General features: G+C 65.8%; 17 protein-coding genes. 8 read left to right on the top strand and 9 right to left on the bottom strand.

Translation table 11 applies throughout. From position 1 onward, the window contains the following. The first annotated feature begins 12 nt into the window (after positions 1-12). From JQ507_08670 to soxA, 5 genes are read left to right on the top strand one after another with little or no spacing between them, the layout of a single operon-like run. Positions 13-1,284, top strand: coding sequence for an FAD-dependent oxidoreductase (locus JQ507_08670; protein QRI71528.1), 1,272 nt, complete (start codon positions 13-15; stop codon positions 1,282-1,284). Between the two features lie 13 nt (positions 1,285-1,297). Then, positions 1,298-1,726, top strand: a complete 429-nt coding sequence (gene soxX / locus JQ507_08665) for a sulfur oxidation c-type cytochrome SoxX (protein ID QRI73260.1) — start codon at positions 1,298-1,300, stop codon at positions 1,724-1,726. An 8-nt stretch (positions 1,727-1,734) separates the two neighbouring features. Further along, entirely contained in the window at positions 1,735-2,196 is a 462-nt protein-coding gene (locus JQ507_08660) for a SoxY-related AACIE arm protein (protein QRI71527.1), read from the top strand. Then, a complete protein-coding gene (gene soxZ, locus JQ507_08655; GenBank protein ID QRI71526.1) occupies positions 2,196-2,516 on the top strand; it encodes a thiosulfate oxidation carrier complex protein SoxZ in 321 nt (106 codons plus the stop codon). The genes JQ507_08660 and soxZ overlap by 1 nt, the downstream gene beginning before the upstream one ends. Next, positions 2,513-3,286, top strand: coding sequence for a sulfur oxidation c-type cytochrome SoxA (gene soxA, locus JQ507_08650; protein ID QRI71525.1), 774 nt, complete (start codon positions 2,513-2,515; stop codon positions 3,284-3,286). Before soxZ ends, soxA begins: the two co-directional genes overlap by 4 nt. A 149-nt stretch (positions 3,287-3,435) precedes the next feature. On the opposite strand, the gene JQ507_08645 is transcribed toward soxA, so the two are convergent. Next, complete coding sequence (locus tag JQ507_08645; protein ID QRI71524.1) at positions 3,436-4,209, bottom strand: ferredoxin--NADP reductase; 774 nt, start codon at positions 4,207-4,209, stop codon at positions 3,436-3,438. Positions 4,210-4,378: 169 nt separating this feature from the next. Here JQ507_08645 and JQ507_08640 point away from each other — a divergent pair, with 169 nt between their 5' ends. After that, complete coding sequence (locus JQ507_08640) at positions 4,379-5,575, top strand: amidohydrolase family protein (protein QRI71523.1); 1,197 nt, start codon at positions 4,379-4,381, stop codon at positions 5,573-5,575. Positions 5,576-5,688: 113 nt separating this feature from the next. On the opposite strand, the gene JQ507_08635 is transcribed toward JQ507_08640, so the two are convergent. From JQ507_08635 to JQ507_08600, 8 genes are all read right to left on the bottom strand, one after another. Further along, the gene (locus JQ507_08635; GenBank protein QRI71522.1) at positions 5,689-6,144 is read right to left on the bottom strand and encodes a winged helix-turn-helix transcriptional regulator; all 456 of its coding nucleotides are present in this window, start codon (positions 6,142-6,144) and stop codon (positions 5,689-5,691) included. Positions 6,145-6,162: 18 nt separating this feature from the next. Further along, positions 6,163-6,867: an ABC transporter ATP-binding protein gene (locus JQ507_08630; protein QRI71521.1), complete on the bottom strand. Its 705-nt coding sequence runs from the start codon at positions 6,865-6,867 to the stop codon at positions 6,163-6,165. Next, entirely contained in the window at positions 6,864-7,655 is a 792-nt protein-coding gene (locus JQ507_08625) for an ABC transporter ATP-binding protein (GenBank protein ID QRI71520.1), read from the bottom strand. The genes JQ507_08630 and JQ507_08625 overlap by 4 nt, the downstream gene beginning before the upstream one ends. Then, positions 7,652-9,541 (bottom strand): ABC transporter permease, encoded by a 1,890-nt coding sequence (locus tag JQ507_08620; GenBank protein ID QRI71519.1) that lies wholly within the window; start codon positions 9,539-9,541, stop codon positions 7,652-7,654. Before JQ507_08620 ends, JQ507_08625 begins: the two co-directional genes overlap by 4 nt. Positions 9,542-9,712: 171 nt before the next feature. Further along, complete coding sequence (locus tag JQ507_08615) at positions 9,713-10,927, bottom strand: ABC transporter substrate-binding protein (GenBank protein ID QRI71518.1); 1,215 nt, start codon at positions 10,925-10,927, stop codon at positions 9,713-9,715. A gap of 27 nt (positions 10,928-10,954) precedes the next feature. Then, on the bottom strand, positions 10,955-11,539 hold the full coding sequence (locus JQ507_08610; protein QRI71517.1) for an amino acid synthesis family protein: 585 nt from the start codon (positions 11,537-11,539) through the stop codon (positions 10,955-10,957). 16 nt (positions 11,540-11,555) lie between these two features. Then, positions 11,556-12,464: a UPF0280 family protein gene (locus tag JQ507_08605; protein ID QRI71516.1), complete on the bottom strand. Its 909-nt coding sequence runs from the start codon at positions 12,462-12,464 to the stop codon at positions 11,556-11,558. Then, positions 12,461-13,909, bottom strand: coding sequence for a 6-hydroxynicotinate reductase (locus JQ507_08600; protein QRI71515.1), 1,449 nt, complete (start codon positions 13,907-13,909; stop codon positions 12,461-12,463). Before JQ507_08600 ends, JQ507_08605 begins: the two co-directional genes overlap by 4 nt. A 275-nt stretch (positions 13,910-14,184) precedes the next feature. Here JQ507_08600 and JQ507_08595 point away from each other — a divergent pair, with 275 nt between their 5' ends. Together JQ507_08595 and JQ507_08590 are read left to right on the top strand one after the other, a co-directional pair. Beyond that, on the top strand, positions 14,185-14,652 hold the full coding sequence (locus JQ507_08595; protein ID QRI71514.1) for a (2Fe-2S)-binding protein: 468 nt from the start codon (positions 14,185-14,187) through the stop codon (positions 14,650-14,652). After that, positions 14,652-18,185, top strand: a complete 3,534-nt coding sequence (locus tag JQ507_08590) for a molybdopterin-dependent oxidoreductase (GenBank protein QRI71513.1) — start codon at positions 14,652-14,654, stop codon at positions 18,183-18,185. The genes JQ507_08595 and JQ507_08590 overlap by 1 nt, the downstream gene beginning before the upstream one ends. Positions 18,186-18,241: the final 56 nt, after the last annotated feature.

Raw genomic sequence — 18,241 nt, 5'->3', positions numbered from 1 at the left:
GGATTGTCGTGCATGGCCGTCTCGCGTCATCAGACGCGCAGGGATGTGATCCGTGGCGTCGCTGCCGTCGCGGCGGCGGCATTGGCGCGTCCGTCGCTGGCGCAAGCAGCGCCGCGCATCGCGGTAATCGGCGGCGGCTTCGGCGGAACGGCCTGCGCGCGGGCGCTGCGGCGGCGCGACGCAAAACTCCAGGTCACGTTGATCGAACCGAACAAGACTTTTACCGCGTGCCCGTTCAGCAATGAAGTGATCGCCGGCCTGCGCGAACTCACCGCACAGCAATTCACCTACGACAAGGTCGCGGCTGACGGCATCACGGTCGCCGCTCAGGCGGCCACCAAGATCGACGCGCAGGCGCGCGGCATTGCACTCGCTGATGGCACGACGCTCCCCTACGATCGGCTTGTGCTGGCCCCCGGCATCGACATGCACTTCGATGCCCTGCCCGGCTATGACGAGGCCAACGCCGAAAAGATGCCGCACGCCTGGAAAGCCGGCGAGCAGACGGTGCTGCTGCGCCGGCAGCTCGAGGCGATGGACGACGGCGGCCTCGTCGTGATCGCGGTGCCGGCCGCACCGCTGCGCTGCCCGCCGGCGCCTTACGAGCGCGCCAGCCTGATCGCGCATTACCTGAAGGCGAACAAGCCGAAGTCGAAAATCCTGGTGCTCGACGCCAAGGACAATTACTCGCAGCAGAAACTGTTCGAGAAAGCCTGGGCCGAACTCTATCCCGGCATGATCGAACGGATCGCGCTGTCGCAGGGCGGGCGCGTCACGTCGGTCAATCCGGCCACCAACGAGATCGTCACCGATTTCGGCAATTACACCGCGGCGGTCGCCAACGTGATCCCGCCGCAGCGCGCCGGTCGCATCGCCGAGATCGCCGGCGCGGCTGATCACACCGGCTGGTGCCCGATCGATCCGGTGAGCTTTGCCTCAAAACTCGTGCCAAATATCCACGTCATCGGCGATGCCGCAATCGCCGGCGGGATTCCAAAATCCGCCTCCGCCGCGGCAGCGCAAGGCCGCGCCTGTGCGGCAGCGATCGTGAATTCACTGGCCGGCAAGGCGCCGGACACGCCACGGCTCGATGGCGCCTGCTACAACACCGTGGCTCCCGGCTACGCATTCTCGTTGAAGGGCATCTATCAGCCGAAGGACGATCAGTACGCCGAGGCCGAGGTGACCACGAGCCCGGTCGAAGCGCCGCGCGAGCTCCGTCAGCACGAGGCCGATCAGGCGGTCGACTGGTTCAAGGCGATCACGGGAGAGGCCTTTGGCTAGGCTCGCGCTCGCGATGTTCCTCGCCGCCGGACTGCTCGCGGCCTGCGCGCCTGCCGGCGCCGAGACGCTACGGCCTTACGCCGTGGTGGGCGATGCCATCCCGCAATCGCTGACGGGAACCAAGGGTGACGTCACCCGCGGCCGCGCGCTGATCGTCGAGCGTTCGTCCACTTGCATCCTCTGCCACAGCGGCCCATTTCCGGAGCAGGCGTTCCAGGGCGACCTCGCGCCGAACCTCTCCGGAAGCGGCGCGCGTTGGTCGGAAACACAATTGCGGCTGCGGCTGGTCGATGCGTCGCACCTCGATGCGGCGACGATCATGCCGTCCTATTATCGCGTCGACGGTCTCACACGGGTCGGCAATTCATGGCGCGGCAAGCCTATCCTGTCGGCGGAGCAGATCGAGGATATCGTGGCCTATCTGGTAACGTTGCGGAACTAGGATCAAGCATGGTGGATTCGAATCAAACCAGGCGAACGTTTCTGAGCCTTACCGGCGGTGCTGCCGTGATGGTCATCGTCCGTCCCGTGGCCGCCACACCGGCGATGCAGTCGGCGGCGATACGCAACATCGTCGGCGAGGCCAACGTGCGGACCGGCAAGGTCAGGCTCGATATTCCGCCGCTGGTCGAGAACGGCAACACCGTCCCGATGACGGTCAGCGTCGAAGGCCCGATGACGGCGGAGGCATATGTGAAGAGCATCTACGTCTTCAACGAGAAGAACCCGCAGCCGAATATCGGCAATTTCTATCTCGGGCCGCGCGCCGGGCGCGCCCAGGTGTCGACCCGCATTCGCCTCGCCGACAGCCAGAAGGTCACCGCGATCGCGCGGCTGTCCGACGACACGTTCTGGTCCGCGACCGCCGACGTCGTGGTGACGCTCGCCGCCTGCACCGAGGAGGCGATCTGATGCCGTCGGCCCTGATCAACGTGCCGAAGAAGGCCAGGCGCGGCGACGTGATCGAGATCAAGACGCTGATGTCGCACATCATGGAGACAGGCTATCGCCACACCGCCTCCGGCGACGTGGTGCCGCGCGACATCATCACGAGCTTCACTTGCCGCTTCAACGGCGTGGAAGTATTCCGCGCCGACCTTTATCCGGCAATCGCGGCCAATCCGTTCATCACTTTCTTCACCACCGTGACCGAGAGCGGCAGGTTCGAATTCGAATGGATCGGCGACAAGGGATTTTCGGAGACCGCGCAGGCTTCGATCACGGTCGAATGAGGATTGCGCTCTGCATTGCGCTGCTGACGGCGCTGGCGGGCGCGGCGCTCGCTGCCGAGATTCCGCTGGACCAGCGCCGCTCCGGCTATAGCTTCATGAGCCCGGACACCAGGGCAATGCAGGACGAGGACACCGCCAATCCAGGCATGCTCTCCGTGCTCGACGGCGAGGCCTTGTGGAAGCGCAAAGCCGGCACCGCGGACAAGGCCTGCGCTGACTGCCACAGCGATGCGCGCGTCACCATGAAGGGTATCGCTGCGCGTTATCCCGCGTTCGAGAAGGCACTGGGACGGCCGGTCGACCTCGAAGGGCGGATCAACCTCTGTCGTGCCAATCACCAGCAGGCCTCGCCCTTCGCCTACGAAAGCCGGGAGCTGTTGGCACTGACGGCCTATGTCGCGCAGCAATCGCGCGGCGAGCCGATCGCAGCCGGCGACGATCCGGAGCTGACGCCGTTCGTCGAGAAGGGCCACGCGCTGTTCGTGCAGCGGCAGGGCCAGCTCAACCTGGCCTGCGCCAACTGTCACGACGACAATTGGGACAAGAAGCTCGCGGGGAGCGCGATCACGCAGGGACAACCGACCGGCTATCCGCTCTACCGGCTGGAATGGCAGTCGCTCGGATCGCTGCAGCGCCGGCTGCGCGCCTGCATCACCGGCATCCGGGCACAGGCCTATGATTACGGCTCGCCGGAGCTGGTCGAGCTCGAGCTCTATCTGATGACACGGGCGCGCGGCATGCCGGTGGAGACGCCGGCCGTCAGGCCGTAACGCTAACCGCATCACCGGAAACGACGCGAAGCAACCCATTGCTCCCGGCTGTACCGGAAGATGGGTTGCTTCGTCGCTTCAGCGCAAGATTGCTGTGCAATCTTGTCGCGAACCCTTCGCAATGACGGGGCTAGGGATCACTGCGAAGATCAACGCTCTGCGAACGCTTTCTCGACCACGAATTGGGCGGGCTCGCCGTGATTGCCCTCGGCGAAGCCACGGCCGTTCAGCATCGTGCGGGTGTCGGCGACCAGCGCCGGCGAGCCGCAGATCATGACGCGGTCATGCGCGGCATCGAGCGCCGGCAGCCCGATATCGGCGAACAGCTTGCCCGAGGTGATGAGGTCGGTGATGCGACCGCGGTTGCGGAACGGATCGCGCGTCACGGTCGGGTAATAGATCAGCTGGTCGCGCACCAGATCGCCGATCAGTTCGTCCTGCGGCAGCGTCTCGGTGATCATCTCGCCATAGGCGAGCTCCTTGACGCGGCGACAGCCGTGCAGCAGCACGACCCTCTCGAAGCGATCATAGGTCTCGGGATCCTTGATCACGCTGAGGAACGGCGCGAGGCCGGTGCCGGTGCCGATCAGATAGAGATTGCGGCCGTCCTCGAGATTGTCGATGACAAGCGTGCCGGTAGCCTTGCGGCTGACGATGATCTCGTCGCCCTCCTTGAGGTGCTGGAGACGCGAGGTGAGCGGGCCGTCCGGAACCTTGATCGAGAAGAATTCCAGCGTGTCCTCGTAATTCGCGCTGGCGACGCTGTAGGCGCGCAGCAGCGGCTTCTCGCCGACCTTGAGCCCGATCATGGTGAACTCGCCGTTGCGGAAGCGGAACGACGAATTGCGCGTGGTCTTGAACGAGAACAGCGTGTCGGTCCAGTGATGAACGCTGAGGACGCTTTCCCGGTTGAAATTGCTCATCGCACCAATCCCTGATTTGTGCTGCGGCGGGGAAGGACTTGAACCCTGTTGACCGGCCGGATCGTTTGTATACGATCATTCGTATACGAATGAATAATCCGGCTTGATCCAAAAGTCAAGCCGGGCTCAAATTCCCGGGCAATTCGGCAGAAACAGAAGGAAAACACCCATGGCTCACGACGCGCCCCAGGCCACCGGCCCCAGCAAGCTGGTGATCCGCAATATCGGGCTGTTGCTGTCGGGAGCGCTGGAGAAGCCGATTCTGGACGCCGATACCATCGTCGCCGAGAACGGCAAGATATCAGCGATCGGCCGCTTCAAGGACGTCGATACCGAAGGCGCCACCACGATCGTCGATGCCATGGGAACGACGGTCGCACCCGGCCTGATCGACAGCCACGTCCATCCGGTCGCCGGCGACTGGACGCCGCGGCAGAACCAGATCAACTGGATCGACAGCTATCTGCATGGCGGCGTCACCACCATGATCTCCGCCGGCGAGGTACACATGCCCGGCCGGCCGCGCGACGTGGTCGGCGTCAAGGCGATGGCGATCTTCGCGCAGCGCGCGTTCTGGACGTTGCGGCCCGGCGGTGTGAAGGTGCATGCTGGCGCGCCCGTGATCGAATGCGAGATGGTAGAGGACGATTTCAAGGAGATGGCCGCCGCCGGCGTTAAGCTGCTCGGCGAGGTCGGGCTCGGTGGCGTGAAGGACGGCCCCACCGCCCGGAAAATGGTCGGCTGGGCGCGCAAATACGGCATCCAGAGCACGATCCACACCGGCGGCCCGTCGATACCGGGATCGGGCCTGATCGACAAGGACGTGGTGCTGGAGGCCGACACCGACGTGGTCGGTCACATCAATGGCGGCCACACCGCACTGCCCGACGACCAGATCCGCTGCATCTGCGAGGGTTGCAAGCGCGGCCTCGAGCTGGTGCACAACGGCAATGAGCGCTCGGCGCTGTTCACGCTGCGCACCGCGCGCGAGATGGGCGACCTGCACCGCGTCATCCTCGGCACCGATGCGCCGGCGGGCTCCGGCGTACAGCCGCTCGGCATCCTGCGCATGGTCTCGCTGTTGTCCTCGCTCGGCGAGCTGCCCGCCGAGCTGGCGTTCTGCCTTGCGACCGGCAACACCGCGCGGATGCGCGAGCTCGATTGCGGCCTGATCGAGGTCGGCCGCTCCGCCGATTTCGTGCTGATGGACAAGGCGCAGCATTCACCGGGCAAGAACATCCTGGAGAGCGTTCAGCTCGGCGACCTCCCCGGCATCGGCATGACCATCATCGACGGCATCGTCCGCACCCAGCGCAGCCGCAACACCCCGCCCGCGGGCAAGGTGCCGGAGATCGTGGCGAAGTAGGCACGCTGTCGTCATTGCGAGGAGCGAAGCGACGAAGCAATCCACATCGCCGCAGGCGGAAAATGGATTGCTTCGCTATGCTCGCAATCGCGTAGATGGAGCAGTACGTATCATCACCGCAGCTTCCCGAGCAGCGCCATCAGCGTCTCGCGCTCCTTGGCGTCGAGCGGCGCCAGCGTCTCCCTCGAGATCACAAGCGCATTCGGCGCGGCCTTGTCGGCCATCTGCTGGCCGGCGCGCGTCAGGCTCACCAGCAGCCGGCGGCCGTCATTGGGATCGGGTGCGGTCTCGGTCAGGCCGCGCGCGGTCAAGCGGTCGATCACGCCCTTGATGGTCGCAACGTCCATCGAGGTCAGCCGCCCCAGCTGGTTCTGCGAGCACGCGCCGACCTCAGACAGTTTCGACAGCGCCGCCCATTGCGTCGGCGTCAGGCTGATGCCGATCTCGCGGGCGAAGATCACGGCGTGACGCTGCGACACCTGGCGCAGGATGAAGCCGATCTGCTCGTCCAGCACATAGCCCGGCTTTGCGGCCTTCACGCTTCGCTTCGGTGCAGCACTCCGCGCCATTGTCTTAACCCCTGCCCTTTACAGCGACAGATGCGCGTCGCGGACATCCGGACGCGCATCAAGTTCGGCCATGGTGCCGCCGAAGCAGATCCGGCCCCGCTCGATGATGTAGGCGCGATCCGAGATCAGCCGGGCGAAATGCAGGTTCTGCTCTGACACAACGATGCTGACGCCCTCTTGCTTCATCGCCAGGATCGCATCGACCATCTGCTCGACGATCTTGGGCGACAGGCCCTCCGAGGGTTCATCGAGCAGCACCAGCGACGGATTGCCCATCAGCGTGCGCGCGATCGTCAGCATCTGCTGCTCGCCGCCGCTCATCCGCCCGCCGGGCCGGCCGCGCATCTCGCCGAGATTGGGAAACAGCTTGAACAACTTGTCGCGATCCCATTGCGGCGCGCCCGGTCGCTTCGGCTGGCGGCCGACCTCGAGATTTTCCTCGACCGTCAGATCCGTGAAGATACGCCGCTCCTCCGGGACGTAGCCGAGCCCGCCGCGCACGATCGCATGCGTCGGCAGCGTTGACACGTCCTTGCCCTCGAACATGATGCGGCCGGAACGGTTCTCGACCAGGCCGACGATGGAGCGGAACGTGGTCGACTTGCCGGCGCCGTTGCGGCCGAGCAATGCGACCACCTCACCTTCGCCGACCTCGAGCGCGATGTCGAACAGGATATGCGCCGGGCCGTAAAAGCTGTTGAGGTCGTTCACCGTGAGCTTCATGCCGATGCTCCCTCGCGGTGCCTTGCGTCGTAGAGCAGGCCTTCGCCGAGATAGATCGCCCGCACCTGCGCGTTGCCGCGAACCTCCTCGGGCGAGCCCTCGGCGATCAGGCTGCCGCGGTTCAGCACCAGGATCCGGTCGGCATGCTCGAACACCACGTCCATGTCATGTTCGGTGAACAGCACGCCGATCGACTGCTCGCGGGCGATCCGCGCCGTCAGCCGCATCAGCTCGATGCGCTCGCGCGGTGCCATGCCGGCGGTCGGCTCGTCCATCAACAAGAGCTTCGGCTGGTTGGCGAGCGCGATCGCAAGCTCCAGCCGCTTGACGTCGCCATAGGCAAGCTCGCCGCAGGGCCGCTCCGCATAGGCACCCATGCCGACCAGATCGAGCAGCCGCCCGGCCTCGTCGCGGGCCTGACGCGCAGTCGAAGCCCACAGATTGAACAGTTGCCCGCCATGCGACACCAGCGCGACCTGCACATTCTCGCGCACCGTCATGGTCGGGAACGTCGCTGCAATCTGGAACGTGCGCCCCACCCCCATGCGCCAGACCACGCGCGGCTTCTTGCCGGTGGTCTCCTCGCCCAGCACGCGGATGCGGCCGCTATCGGGAATGTTCTGGCCATTCAGCATGTCGAAGCAGGTGCTCTTGCCGGCACCGTTCGGTCCGATCAGCGCCAGGATCTCGCCGGCACGCAACTCGAACGAGACGCCGCGCACCGCGTGCACGCCGCCATAGGATTTGGTCAGCCCCTCGACCGACAACAATGCGGGGACCATGCTCATTCGGCGGTCTCTATGCGGGAGGTGAGCAGGGGCGAGGCCGACGAGGGCGATTTACGCCGCCGGCGCATGACTGCTTCCAGCGTACCGACGATGCCCTTCGGGAACGCGACCACGATCAGCACGACAAAGCCGCCGAGCACGAGCTTCGACCAGTCGGTCTGGCTGACCAGCCAGATGTTCAGCGCCTTGTAGACGATGGCGCCGACCACCGCGCCGGACACCGTCTCGACGCCGCCGAGCAGCACCATGACCAGCGCGTCGACCGACAGCGAGATGCCCATATTGTCCGGGAAGACGCTGCCCTTGAGATAGGCGAACAGCGCGCCGGCGAGGCCTGCGACCGTGCCCGCGATCACGAAGGCGGTCCACTGGATGCGCTTGCCGTTGATGCCGATTGCCTCGCTGCGCAGCGGCGAATCGCGTGTCGCGCGCAGCGCAAAGCCGAACGGCGAGAACACGATGATACGGAGGATCACCACGGCAAGCGCGGCGATGCCGAGCGACAGCCAATAGAAATGCGACGGGCTCCCCGCCCATTTTTCCGGCCAGACGCCGAGAATGCCGTTGTCGCCGCCGGTCACCGACACCCATTGGAACGCGATCGACCAGACGATCTGGGCAAAGGCCAGGGTCAGCATCGCGAAATAGACGCCCGAGAGCTGCACGGCGAAGAAGCCGAACACGGCGGCGCCCATAAGGCCGAGCAGCGGCCCGAGCAGCAGGCAGGCGATCATCGGCAAGCCCGCCATCTTGGCGAGCAGCGCCACGCCATAGGCGCCAAGGCCGAAATAGGCCGCGTGCCCGAACGAGGCGAGCCCGCCGACCGACATCAGGAAATGCAGGCTGACCGCGAAGATCACGAAGATCGCGATCTCGGAGCCGACGGTGAGCACGTAGTTGCCGGCGACGAACGGCAGCGCAGCGGCGACGATGAGCACGGCGATCGCGGCAAGCCGTTCGTTCGTCGTCAGCGGCCGCCATGGATTGACGGTGAGACCCGGCGTGCGCCGCGCCGGCGCCTCCGGCTTGCCGAACAGCCCCCACGGCCGGACGATCAGCACCACCGCCATTACCAGGAACACCAGGATGATGGAGATCTTCGGAAAGATCAGGATGCCGAACGCGTTGAGCTCGGACACCAGCACAGCCGCGACGAAGGCGCCGATGATGCTGCCGAGGCCGCCGATCACGACCACGACGAAGACCTCGACGATGACGCGCAGGTCCATCGCGTGGTTGACCGCATCGCGCGGAATCTGCAGCGCGCCGCCGAGCGCGGCGAGGAAGACGCCGAGCGCGAACACACTGGTGAACAGCCATTTTTGATTGACGCCGAGCGCCGCGACCATGTCGCGGTCCTGTGTCGCCGCGCGCACCAGCACGCCCCAGCGGGTGCGCTGGAACAACAGCCAGAGCACGCCGAGCACGACCGGCCCGAGCACGATCAGGAACAGGTCGTAGCTCGGAATATTCTGGCCGAAGAAATCGATCGCGCCCTTGAAGCCCGGCGCGCGGCGGCCGACGAGATCATCCGGCCCCCAGATCAGCACCACGAGGTCCTCGACCATCAGGGTGAGGCCGAAGGTCGCCAGCAGCTGGAACAGCTCCGGCGAATGGTAGATCCGGCGCAGCAGCACCATCTCAACCAGCACGCCGATTGCGGCAACCGCCAGCGCGGCGATGACGATGCCGCCCCAGAAGCCGAATGCGCCCGAGAAACGCTCGGTCAGGGTGAAGGCGACATAGGCGCCGAGCATGTAGAACGCGCCATGCGCGAAGTTCACGATCCGCGTCACGCCGAAGATGATCGACAGACCCGAAGCGACCAGGAACAGCGACGCCGCGCTGGCAAGACCGGTCAGGAACTGGACGATATAGAAGGCCATAGGCGGTCCGCGTTGGAGTTTTTCTTCACCTCGCCCCGCCTGCGGGGAGAGGTCGAATTCAAGCGCAGCTTGAATTCGGGTGAGGGGAACTCTCCACGAGCCCACTCTTGGAGACGTCCCTCGTCCTAACCCTCTCCCCGTAAGAACAGGGAGAGGGGAAACTAAGAGGCCTCAATCCTTCGGCCGCATCTTCTCGATCTCGGCATCGCCAGGCAGATAGTCCGAACCCTTGCGATAGGCGGTATCGACCATGATGCCCTTGCCGTCCTTCAGCGCGGTCTTGCCGGTGAAGGCGCCGAGCGTCGACTGGTGGTCGATCTTGCGGAAGGTGATCTCGCCGAACGGCGACGGCGTCGAGATGCCTTCGGCCGCCGCGATCAGCTTCTCCGGATCGCTCGAGCCGGCCTTGGCGAGGATTGCCGCCGCCGCCTTGATGGTCTGGTAGCCCACGATCGAGCCGAGCCGCGGATAGTCGTTGTACTTGGCCTGATAGGCCTTGAGGAACGCGTCGTGCTCCGGCGTCTTGATCGAATACCAGGGATAGCCGGTGACGATCCAACCCTCGGGCGTCTCGTCCTTCAGCGGATCGAGATATTCCGGCTCGCCGGTCAGGAAGCTCACCACCGTGCGCCCCTTGAACAGGCCGCGGGTGTTGCCCTCGCGCACGAGCTTGACGAGGTCGGCGCCGAAAGTGACGTTGAGGATCGCCTCCGGGTTCGCGGCGGCGGTCGCCTGCACCACCGGGCCGGCGTCGATCTTGCCCTGCGGCGGCCACTGCTCGTCGACCCACTGGATATCAGGCCGCTTCTCCGACATCAGCTTCTTGAACACCGCAACCGCCGACTGGCCGTATTCATAGTTCGGCGCGATGGTCGCCCAGCGTTTTGCGGGAAGTTTGGCGGCTTCTGCCACCAGCATCGCGGCCTGCATGTAGTTCGACGGCCGCAGGCGGAAGGTGTAGCGATTACCCTTCGACCAGGTGATCGCGTCGGTCAGCGGCTCAGCCGCGAGGAAGAACACCTTCTTCTGGTTGGCGAAGTCAGAGACCGCGAGGCCGATATTCGACAGGAACGTACCGGTTAGCATCGCGACATTCTCGCTCGACACCAGTTCGTTGGCCGCGGTCTGCGCATCCGCCGGCTTGCCGCCATCATCCTTGGAAATGACGACGAGCTTCTTGCCATTGATGCCGCCGGCGGCATTGATCTCCTCCACCGCGAGCTGCCAGCCCTTGCGATAGGGCTCGGTGAACGCCGGCAGCAGCGAATAGGAGTTGATCTCGCCGATCTTGATTTCGCTCTGCGCCATGGCCTGCGTCGTCATGGCGCCCGTTGCCATGGCCGCGACCGCGATCGCCAATCCCGCCCCTACGAAATAACCACGCATCCCGTCCTCCAGTTTCCTTGAAAGAGATTAACGCAATCCGTCTTCGCCTTTGACTTCGCCGACCGTCAGCCCGCCGACGCGCGGCAGCGGCCGCCCGCTGTCGGTGACCGCAACCGCGACCATGATCTCGTTGGCCCGCGGCGCATCGTTGATCTGCACCTCCATGCCGTCGAAATGGCTGCGCACGAAGGCCGCATCCTTGTGCCCGAGCGGAATATCCAGCGTGGTGCCGGGCCCCGAGCGCTTCTTCGACGACGGGATCAGCGCCGCGCCCTTCGACAGCACCTTGCGCACCGGCGCACCCATTTTCGGATGCAGGATCGCGGCCGCGTGCTCGAGCTCGCCATTCTCGCCGACAGCGGCGGCCTTGCCGTAGCTGTGCGCCTTGGCACCATCGATGCCGAGCGCGGCGACGGCCCGCTTGGAGAGCAATTCACCGAGTTCCTCGCCGATCGCGATCAGCGGCGACAGATCCTCGACATAACGTCCGGCGAAGGGATTCTCGATCACGGCGATGGCGGCGGCGCGGCGGGTCGGCGGCGCGATGGTCTTGCCCATCTCCAGATGGATCTCCTCGACCACGGTGACGATCTTGCGAATAACGGCGCTCATTGTGCCTCGCTCCCGGTCATGCCTGCAGCATGTGTTCTATCGTTCGTTCCTGAAACGCGTGCGACTTCGGCGCCCCGATCCCAGTTGCACCAACAAGCCGCGTTTCGCCCAGTAGACGCAATGCCGCGCCCTCGATCAATCCCGACATCAGGAGCATGCGCGCCCGCGCCGCGCCCGCCTCGAGCGCCTGCCCAATCTCGTGTTCCGCCAAATTCTCCACATCGCGCGTCACCAGTCGTCCACCGAGGTCGCTGTCGGGCTGCAATTCGTTGGCCGGAACGCGCATGATCGCGGGATGGCCGGGCAGATCGACCGCGTTGGCGATCACGGTCGCAGCCGCATCGGCCTGCGATGCCGTTCGCGCCAGCACGGTGACGGCGTCGGCGATGCCAAGCGAGAAGCTGCGGCCGTGGCGGCCGCTGGTCGCAATCCCACGGACCGGCATGTCGGCATCGACCGACATCGTGCGCATCACGCCATGACGGTCTGGCCGGTCCATCAGGCCGACGGTAAATTGTTCGCCCTCGCCGAGATGCAACGCGATATCGCCGCCATTGTTGACATAGCCGCGGTCGAGCGCCGCTACGCGCAACATCGTACCGAGGATTTCCTCGGCGACCGAGCCCGCGACGGCGGCCATCGGCGTGATGAAGCAATCCGCGGCAAACGGCGCGACCGCCGCATGCATGCGCCGCGCGACCACGCCCTTCAGCAAGCAGCGATCGGGATGCGCCGCGCTGCGCAGTTCGGCAAGTTCCGAGCAGAGTTCATCGAGCAGACCGGTCAAGTGCTCCGCCGCCGCCTGATAGGCGGATCGAACTTCCGCATCCCTGCCCCTGGCTTCGATGACGAGATCAATGGGCCCATCCTGCAAATGCAGCCGCTTGCCGTCAGGAAGAAGCGCGATTTGCGGGAGCCGCGTCATGCGTGCCGCCCGGGCAGGTACGGCATCGGCCGGATGTCGGCGCTGTCCCGCAGCGACGACAGCGGACGGACATAATCCATATGGCCGCCGAGCGCCGCGTAGTCCGACAGCCGCATCGTGAACTCGATCGGCGCCACCAGTGCCGGGGTCGGCACATAACCGAAGGCGCCGGCCGGCATCTGCGTGACATCGACCATGTAGGTGATGCCGCCACCCGGCCACACGTACACCGGCGCGCCGCCGCTGGTCACGCGCGTCAGCGCGTCCTTCACCGAGCGCGTCAGCCGCACAGGATTGTCGGTGACGCCGGCGCGCAGCGATCCGCCCGCGCCGCCCATGAACAGCACGGTGCACAGCGCGGGTTCGCAATTCTCCTGGATGCGCTCGACCGAGAATCGGAGATCGGCCGGCATCTCGGTCTCGACCGGCTGCAACGCCTCGTCGAGCACGTAGTACGATGCATGCTCGCCGGTCGTCGAGACCATCAGCATGGTGAGCCCGGGCCGCGCCTCCTTGGCATTGAAGGGACCGAGGATCGACAGCGGATCGGAGATGTTGGTGCCGCCCCACCCGGTGCCGGGATCGGCGACCTGGAAATAGCGGCCGGGCGTCGAACGGCGGCCCTTCATCTTGATGCCGGTGTCGGCGATGTCGAGCAGCTTGCCGGCCTGGTGCTCGCTGAGCACGCCGGTGATGTGGTCGTCGACCACCACGACCTCATCGACCTTGCCGTGCCACTGCTTGGCGAACATGCCGATGGTGGCCGAGCCGCAGCCGACCCGCATCCGCTCTTCGGCCACACCGTTGACGATCGGCGGCTTGCCCGCTTGCACCACGACGGTGGCGCCGCCATCGATGGTCAGCTCCACCGCCTTGCAATTGGAGAGATCCATTAGCGTGTCGCAGGTGACGCGGCCCTCTTTCTTGGAGCCACCGGTCAGGTGATGCACGCCGCCGAGCGAGAGCATCTGCGAGCCATATTCGCTGGTCGTGACATGGCCGACCGCCTCGCCGTCCGCGCGCACAGTCGCGGTCTCCGGACCGAGATAGCGGTCGGTGTCGATTTTTACCTTGACGCCGCAATAGGAGAAGATGCCCTCGGTCACCACCGTGACCATGTCGACGCCGTCGACTTCCGACGACACGATGAACGGCGCCGGCTTGTAGTCCGGATAGGTGGTGCCGGCGCCGATCGCGGTGACGAACAGGTCGGGCTGCCGGACGATCTTGCCGTCCCAGTCGCCGCTGACCTGGAAAGGCACCAGCTTGCCGCCATGCGAGACGGTACGCTCCAGCACGACATGCGGATCGACCCGCACCAGCGTGCCATCATGATTGGCGTAACGGTCGCACGCGCCGGCCGCGCCCGGCTTGATGTAGCACATCACCGGACAGGCATCGCAGCGGATCTTGTCGCCGGCGGCGACGGTCATTGTGTCAGCCATCGTGACCAGACCTGGACTTGTGGCGGCGGTCGATCATACTGCGCTTCCGCCTCCGGTGCTTATCGTTCGTATACGAATGATCCTGCGCGCGAGCCCGGGACCTGTCAAGCGGCCTTTGCAATCAAAAGCTGCCCTTCGCTTGCGCACCCTGTTCATAAAGCGTGCACGCGCTGCAGCGCGGCATGCCGCCGCTTGCACGTTTGTACACAAACGTTATCCTCGTCTTCGATTTGACGCTGACGTTGCAGCGCAAACATCAGGGGAGAACCGGGGCAATGCGCCTGACCGTGAACGGCAGGAATCATGACGTCGACGCCGCTCCCGACACCGCATTGCTCTACGTGCTGCGCAACGATCTCGCATTGAACGGACCGAAATATGGCTGCGGGCTCGGCGAGTGCGGCGCCTGCGCGGTGCTGATCGACGGCGTCGCCGCGCGCGCCTGCGTGATTCCGATCGAGGGCTGTGCGGGACGCGACATCGTCACGCTGGAAGGGCTCGGCAGCCGCGAACATCCCGACCCGGTACAGGAGGCCTTCATCCGCGAGCAGGCCGCGCAGTGCGGCTACTGCCTCAACGGCATGATCATCACCACCAAGGCGCTGCTCACGCGCAATCCCAATCCTTCCGAGCATGAGGTGCTGGAAGCGCTGCGCTACAATCTCTGCCGCTGCGGCGCGCATATCGAAATCATCCGCGCCGCGATGCGCGCCGCCGGTCACGCGCTCGAGGCGCGCGGTTGATGGCGGGTCCGGAGCAACGCATGCGCGGCGCGCTGTCGGTGGTTCGCTCCGCGGTTCTTGGCGCGGAAGGCGCGTTCGAGACCTTCATCACCGTCACGGCTGAAGGTTCGGTCAACGCCTATAACGGCCATGTCGATCTCGGCACCGGCATCCGCACCGCGCTCGGACAGATCGTGGCCGAAGAGCTCGACGTCTCGTTTGCCCGCGTCGTGGTGATCCTCGGCGACACCGCCGTGGTGCCGAACCAGGGCGCGACGATCGCGAGCGAAACGATCCAGATCACCGCCGTTCCCTTGCGCAAGGCCGCAGCGCAAGCCCGGCATTTCCTGCTCTCGCGCGCGGCCGAGCGGCTGGAGCTACCGGTCGATGATCTCACCATCGAAGACGGCCTGATCCGTGGCCACGACAACCGCAGCGTCAGCTATGGCGAGCTGATCGCCGACGAGACCATCCGCCTCGAGCTCGCCGACGACGTTCAGGTCAAGGCGGTGAGCGCCTATTCCGTCGTCGGCAAGTCGGTGCCGCGCGTCGATCTGCCGGCAAAGGCCACCGGTGAGCTGGTCTATGTCCACGACGTGCGCGTGCCCGGCATGCTGCACGGCCGCGTCGTCCGCCCACCCTATGCCGGCGTCGACGCCGGCCCGTTCGTCGGCACCAGCCTGATCGCGGTCGATGAAGCCTCGGTGCGGGATATTCCCGGACTTGTCGCGGTGGTGCGGATCGGTGATTTCGTCGGCGTCGTCGCCGAACGCGAGGAGAACGCGATCAAGGCCGCCGCGCAGCTCAAAGTGAGCTGGAAGCCGGGACCTGATCTGACCGATCTCTCCGATATCGAGCAGGCGCTGCGCGCCAATCCATCGACGCCACGGCAGCTGATCGACAAGGGCGATGTTGATGCCGCGATTAAGGCGGCGGCCAAGCCGATGCAACGGACGTATCTCTGGCCCTATCAGATGCACGGCTCGATCGGCCCGTCCTGCGCGGTCGCCAGCTACGGAGACGATGGAATTCGCGTCTGGTCCGGCACGCAGAACCCGCACATCCTGCGCGGCGACCTCGCGCTCCTGATCCAGCGGCCGGAATCCGAGATCGACGTGATCCGGATGGAAGCCGCCGGCTGCTATGGCCGCAATTGCGCCGACGACGTCTCCGCAGACGCACTGCTGCTGTCGCGCGCGATCGGGAAGCCCGTGCGCGTGCAGCTCACCCGCGAACAGGAACATGCCTGGGAGCCGAAAGGCACCGCGCAGCTGATGGACGTCAATGGCGGGCTCAATGCCGATGGCAGCGTCGCCGCTTATGACTTCTCGACGCGCTATCCCTCGAACGGCGCGCCGACCTTGGCGCTGCTGCTCACCGGGCGGATCGCACCTGAAGCCGCAATGTTCGAGATGGGCGACCGCACCGCGATCCCGCCCTACGACTACGAGAATATGCGCGTGGTCGCCAACGACATGCCGCCGATCGTACGCGCTTCCTGGTTTCGCGGCGTCTCGGCGCTGCCGAACACCTTTGCGCACGAGTCCTATATCGACGAGCTCGCGGCCGAGGCCGAAGTCGATCCGATCGAGTACCGGCTGCGCTATTTGAAAGACAAGCGCGCGATCGATCTCGTCAACGCGGTCGCCGAACGCGCGGGCTGGACGCCGCGCCCGGTGCGGAAAGAGCCCGAGGCCGACGGCGACATCCTCCGCGGCCGCGGCTTCGCCTATGCGCTCTACGTGCACAGCAAGTTTCCCGGTTACGGCGCGGCATGGTCGGCGTGGATCGCCGATGTTGCGGTCAACAAGGCGACCGGCGATGTCAGCGTGACCCGCGTCGTCGCCGGCCAGGATTCCGGGTTGATGATCAATCCCGAGGGCGTGCGACACCAGATCGAAGGCAATGTGATCCAGTCGACCAGCCGCGCGCTGATGGAGGAGGTCTCCTTCGAGCGCGGCGCGGTGACGGCGCGGGAATGGGGCGCCTACCCCATCATCAAATTCCCTGAGCTGCCCAAAATCGATGTGCTGATGCTGCCGCGGCAGGACCAGCCGCCGCTCGGCGTCGGCGAATCCGCCTCGGTGCCGAGCGCGGCCGCGATCGCCAACGCGATCTATGATGCTACCGGCGTGCGCTTTCGCGAATTGCCGTTCACGCCGGAGCGCATTTTGAAAGGCTTGCGCGGCGAGCAACCCACAGCGCCTGCACCGCTGCCGCCGCCCGCGCGGCCGGCCGAGCTCAACCGATGGCAAAATCCGTTCGCAAAGCGCGGCGGCGTACTCGCCGGCATCGCCGCACTCTGCGCCGCGGCGCTTGGGATCGGCGCCGCCGTCCTGCCCTGGCGTGCGATCGCGCCGATCGCCCAGCCCGATGCCTCGGTCTATTCCGCGGCCACCATCGCGCGTGGCAAGGAGCTCGCGGCGCTCGGCGCCTGCGCCGTCTGCCACACGTCGGAGCATGGCGTGGTGAATGCCGGCGGCCGGCCGCTCGAGACGCCGTTCGGCACCGTCTACACGACCAACATCACGCCCGATGTCGACACCGGCATCGGCGCCTGGTCCTATCCCGCCTTCGAGCGCGCCATGCGCGAAGGCATTCACCGCGACGGGCGCCATCTTTACCCGGCATTCCCGTACACGCATTTCGCCAGGACCAATGATGCCGACCTGCAGGCGCTCTATGCCTACCTGACGGCGCAGGCGCCGGTGCGCGCGGCGACGCCGGCGAACACGCTCGCCTTTCCGTTCAACCTGCGGCCGCTGCTCGCCGGATGGAATGCGCTGTTCCATCGGCCTGATACGTTTCGGCCCGATCCATCGAAATCTGAGATCTGGAATCGCGGCGCCTACCTGATCGAAGGCCTCGGACATTGCAGCGCCTGCCATTCGCCACGCAATGGGCTCGGCGCCGAACGGCAGCGCGCCTATCTTGCCGGCGGCTTCGCGGAGGGCTGGGAGGCGCCGGCGCTGACCTCGCTATCGAAGGCGCCGATCCCATGGAGCGAAGACGAGCTCTACGCTTACTTGCGCACCGGCGAGTCACGCCTGCATGGCGTCGCCGCGGGACCGATGGCGCCGGTCGTAAAGGAGCTCGCCGCGCTGCCCGACCAGGACATCCGCGCGATGGCGGTCTACCTCGCCTCGTTCAACGAAGCCGCCGACCGGCCGGCTCACGATGCGCTCGCCGCGAAGCTCGAAGCCAGCACGGCCGTCACCACGGCCGCCTCGGCCGGCGGGCGGATCTATCAAGGCGCCTGCGCGGTCTGCCATGAGGTCGGCGGGCCGCCGCTGTTCGGCAGCCGGCCGTCGCTGGCGCTGAACAGCAATCTGCACAGCGATGTGCCCGACAATCTGATCCAGGTCATCCTGCACGGCATCGCCAAGCCGGCCGCAACCGATCTCGGCTACATGCCGGCCTTCAAGGACAGCATGAGCGACAGCCAGGTTGCTGAGCTTGTCGGCTTCCTGCGGCGCCAGTTTGCCCCCGCCAGGCCGGCCTGGGCCGATGTCGCCGCCACGGTTGGCCGTATACGGCAGACCATAGCGCGCTGACCTGCCATGTTCCGCCCGATACCCACTGGGCGGACCGCGCCCGGCAGGCTAAGGTT

The organism is Bradyrhizobium sp. PSBB068, assembly GCA_016839165.1.
GTDB lineage: Bacteria > Pseudomonadota > Alphaproteobacteria > Rhizobiales > Xanthobacteraceae > Bradyrhizobium.
Note: the sequence above shows the minus strand (reverse complement) of the source record. Positions and strands in the feature narration are given on the sequence as shown.

Bases quoted from the DNA above. Each gene is read 5' to 3' on its own strand.
- JQ507_08670 (QRI71528.1), top strand. From the start codon at position 13: ATGGCCGTCTCGCGTCATCAGACGCGCAGGGATGTGATCCGTGGCGTC.
- soxX (QRI73260.1), top strand. From the start codon at position 1,298: ATGTTCCTCGCCGCCGGACTGCTCGCGGCCTGCGCGCCTGCCGGCGCC.
- JQ507_08660 (QRI71527.1), top strand. From the start codon at position 1,735: ATGGTGGATTCGAATCAAACCAGGCGAACGTTTCTGAGCCTTACCGGC.
- soxZ (QRI71526.1), top strand. From the start codon at position 2,196: ATGCCGTCGGCCCTGATCAACGTGCCGAAGAAGGCCAGGCGCGGCGAC.
- soxA (QRI71525.1), top strand. From the start codon at position 2,513: ATGAGGATTGCGCTCTGCATTGCGCTGCTGACGGCGCTGGCGGGCGCG.
- JQ507_08645 (QRI71524.1), bottom strand. From the start codon at position 4,209: ATGAGCAATTTCAACCGGGAAAGCGTCCTCAGCGTTCATCACTGGACC.
- JQ507_08640 (QRI71523.1), top strand. From the start codon at position 4,379: ATGGCTCACGACGCGCCCCAGGCCACCGGCCCCAGCAAGCTGGTGATC.
- JQ507_08635 (QRI71522.1), bottom strand. From the start codon at position 6,144: ATGGCGCGGAGTGCTGCACCGAAGCGAAGCGTGAAGGCCGCAAAGCCG.
- JQ507_08630 (QRI71521.1), bottom strand. From the start codon at position 6,867: ATGAAGCTCACGGTGAACGACCTCAACAGCTTTTACGGCCCGGCGCAT.
- JQ507_08625 (QRI71520.1), bottom strand. From the start codon at position 7,655: ATGAGCATGGTCCCCGCATTGTTGTCGGTCGAGGGGCTGACCAAATCC.
- JQ507_08620 (QRI71519.1), bottom strand. From the start codon at position 9,541: ATGGCCTTCTATATCGTCCAGTTCCTGACCGGTCTTGCCAGCGCGGCG.
- JQ507_08615 (QRI71518.1), bottom strand. From the start codon at position 10,927: ATGCGTGGTTATTTCGTAGGGGCGGGATTGGCGATCGCGGTCGCGGCC.
- JQ507_08610 (QRI71517.1), bottom strand. From the start codon at position 11,539: ATGAGCGCCGTTATTCGCAAGATCGTCACCGTGGTCGAGGAGATCCAT.
- JQ507_08605 (QRI71516.1), bottom strand. From the start codon at position 12,464: ATGACGCGGCTCCCGCAAATCGCGCTTCTTCCTGACGGCAAGCGGCTG.
- JQ507_08600 (QRI71515.1), bottom strand. From the start codon at position 13,909: ATGGCTGACACAATGACCGTCGCCGCCGGCGACAAGATCCGCTGCGAT.
- JQ507_08595 (QRI71514.1), top strand. From the start codon at position 14,185: ATGCGCCTGACCGTGAACGGCAGGAATCATGACGTCGACGCCGCTCCC.
- JQ507_08590 (QRI71513.1), top strand. From the start codon at position 14,652: ATGGCGGGTCCGGAGCAACGCATGCGCGGCGCGCTGTCGGTGGTTCGC.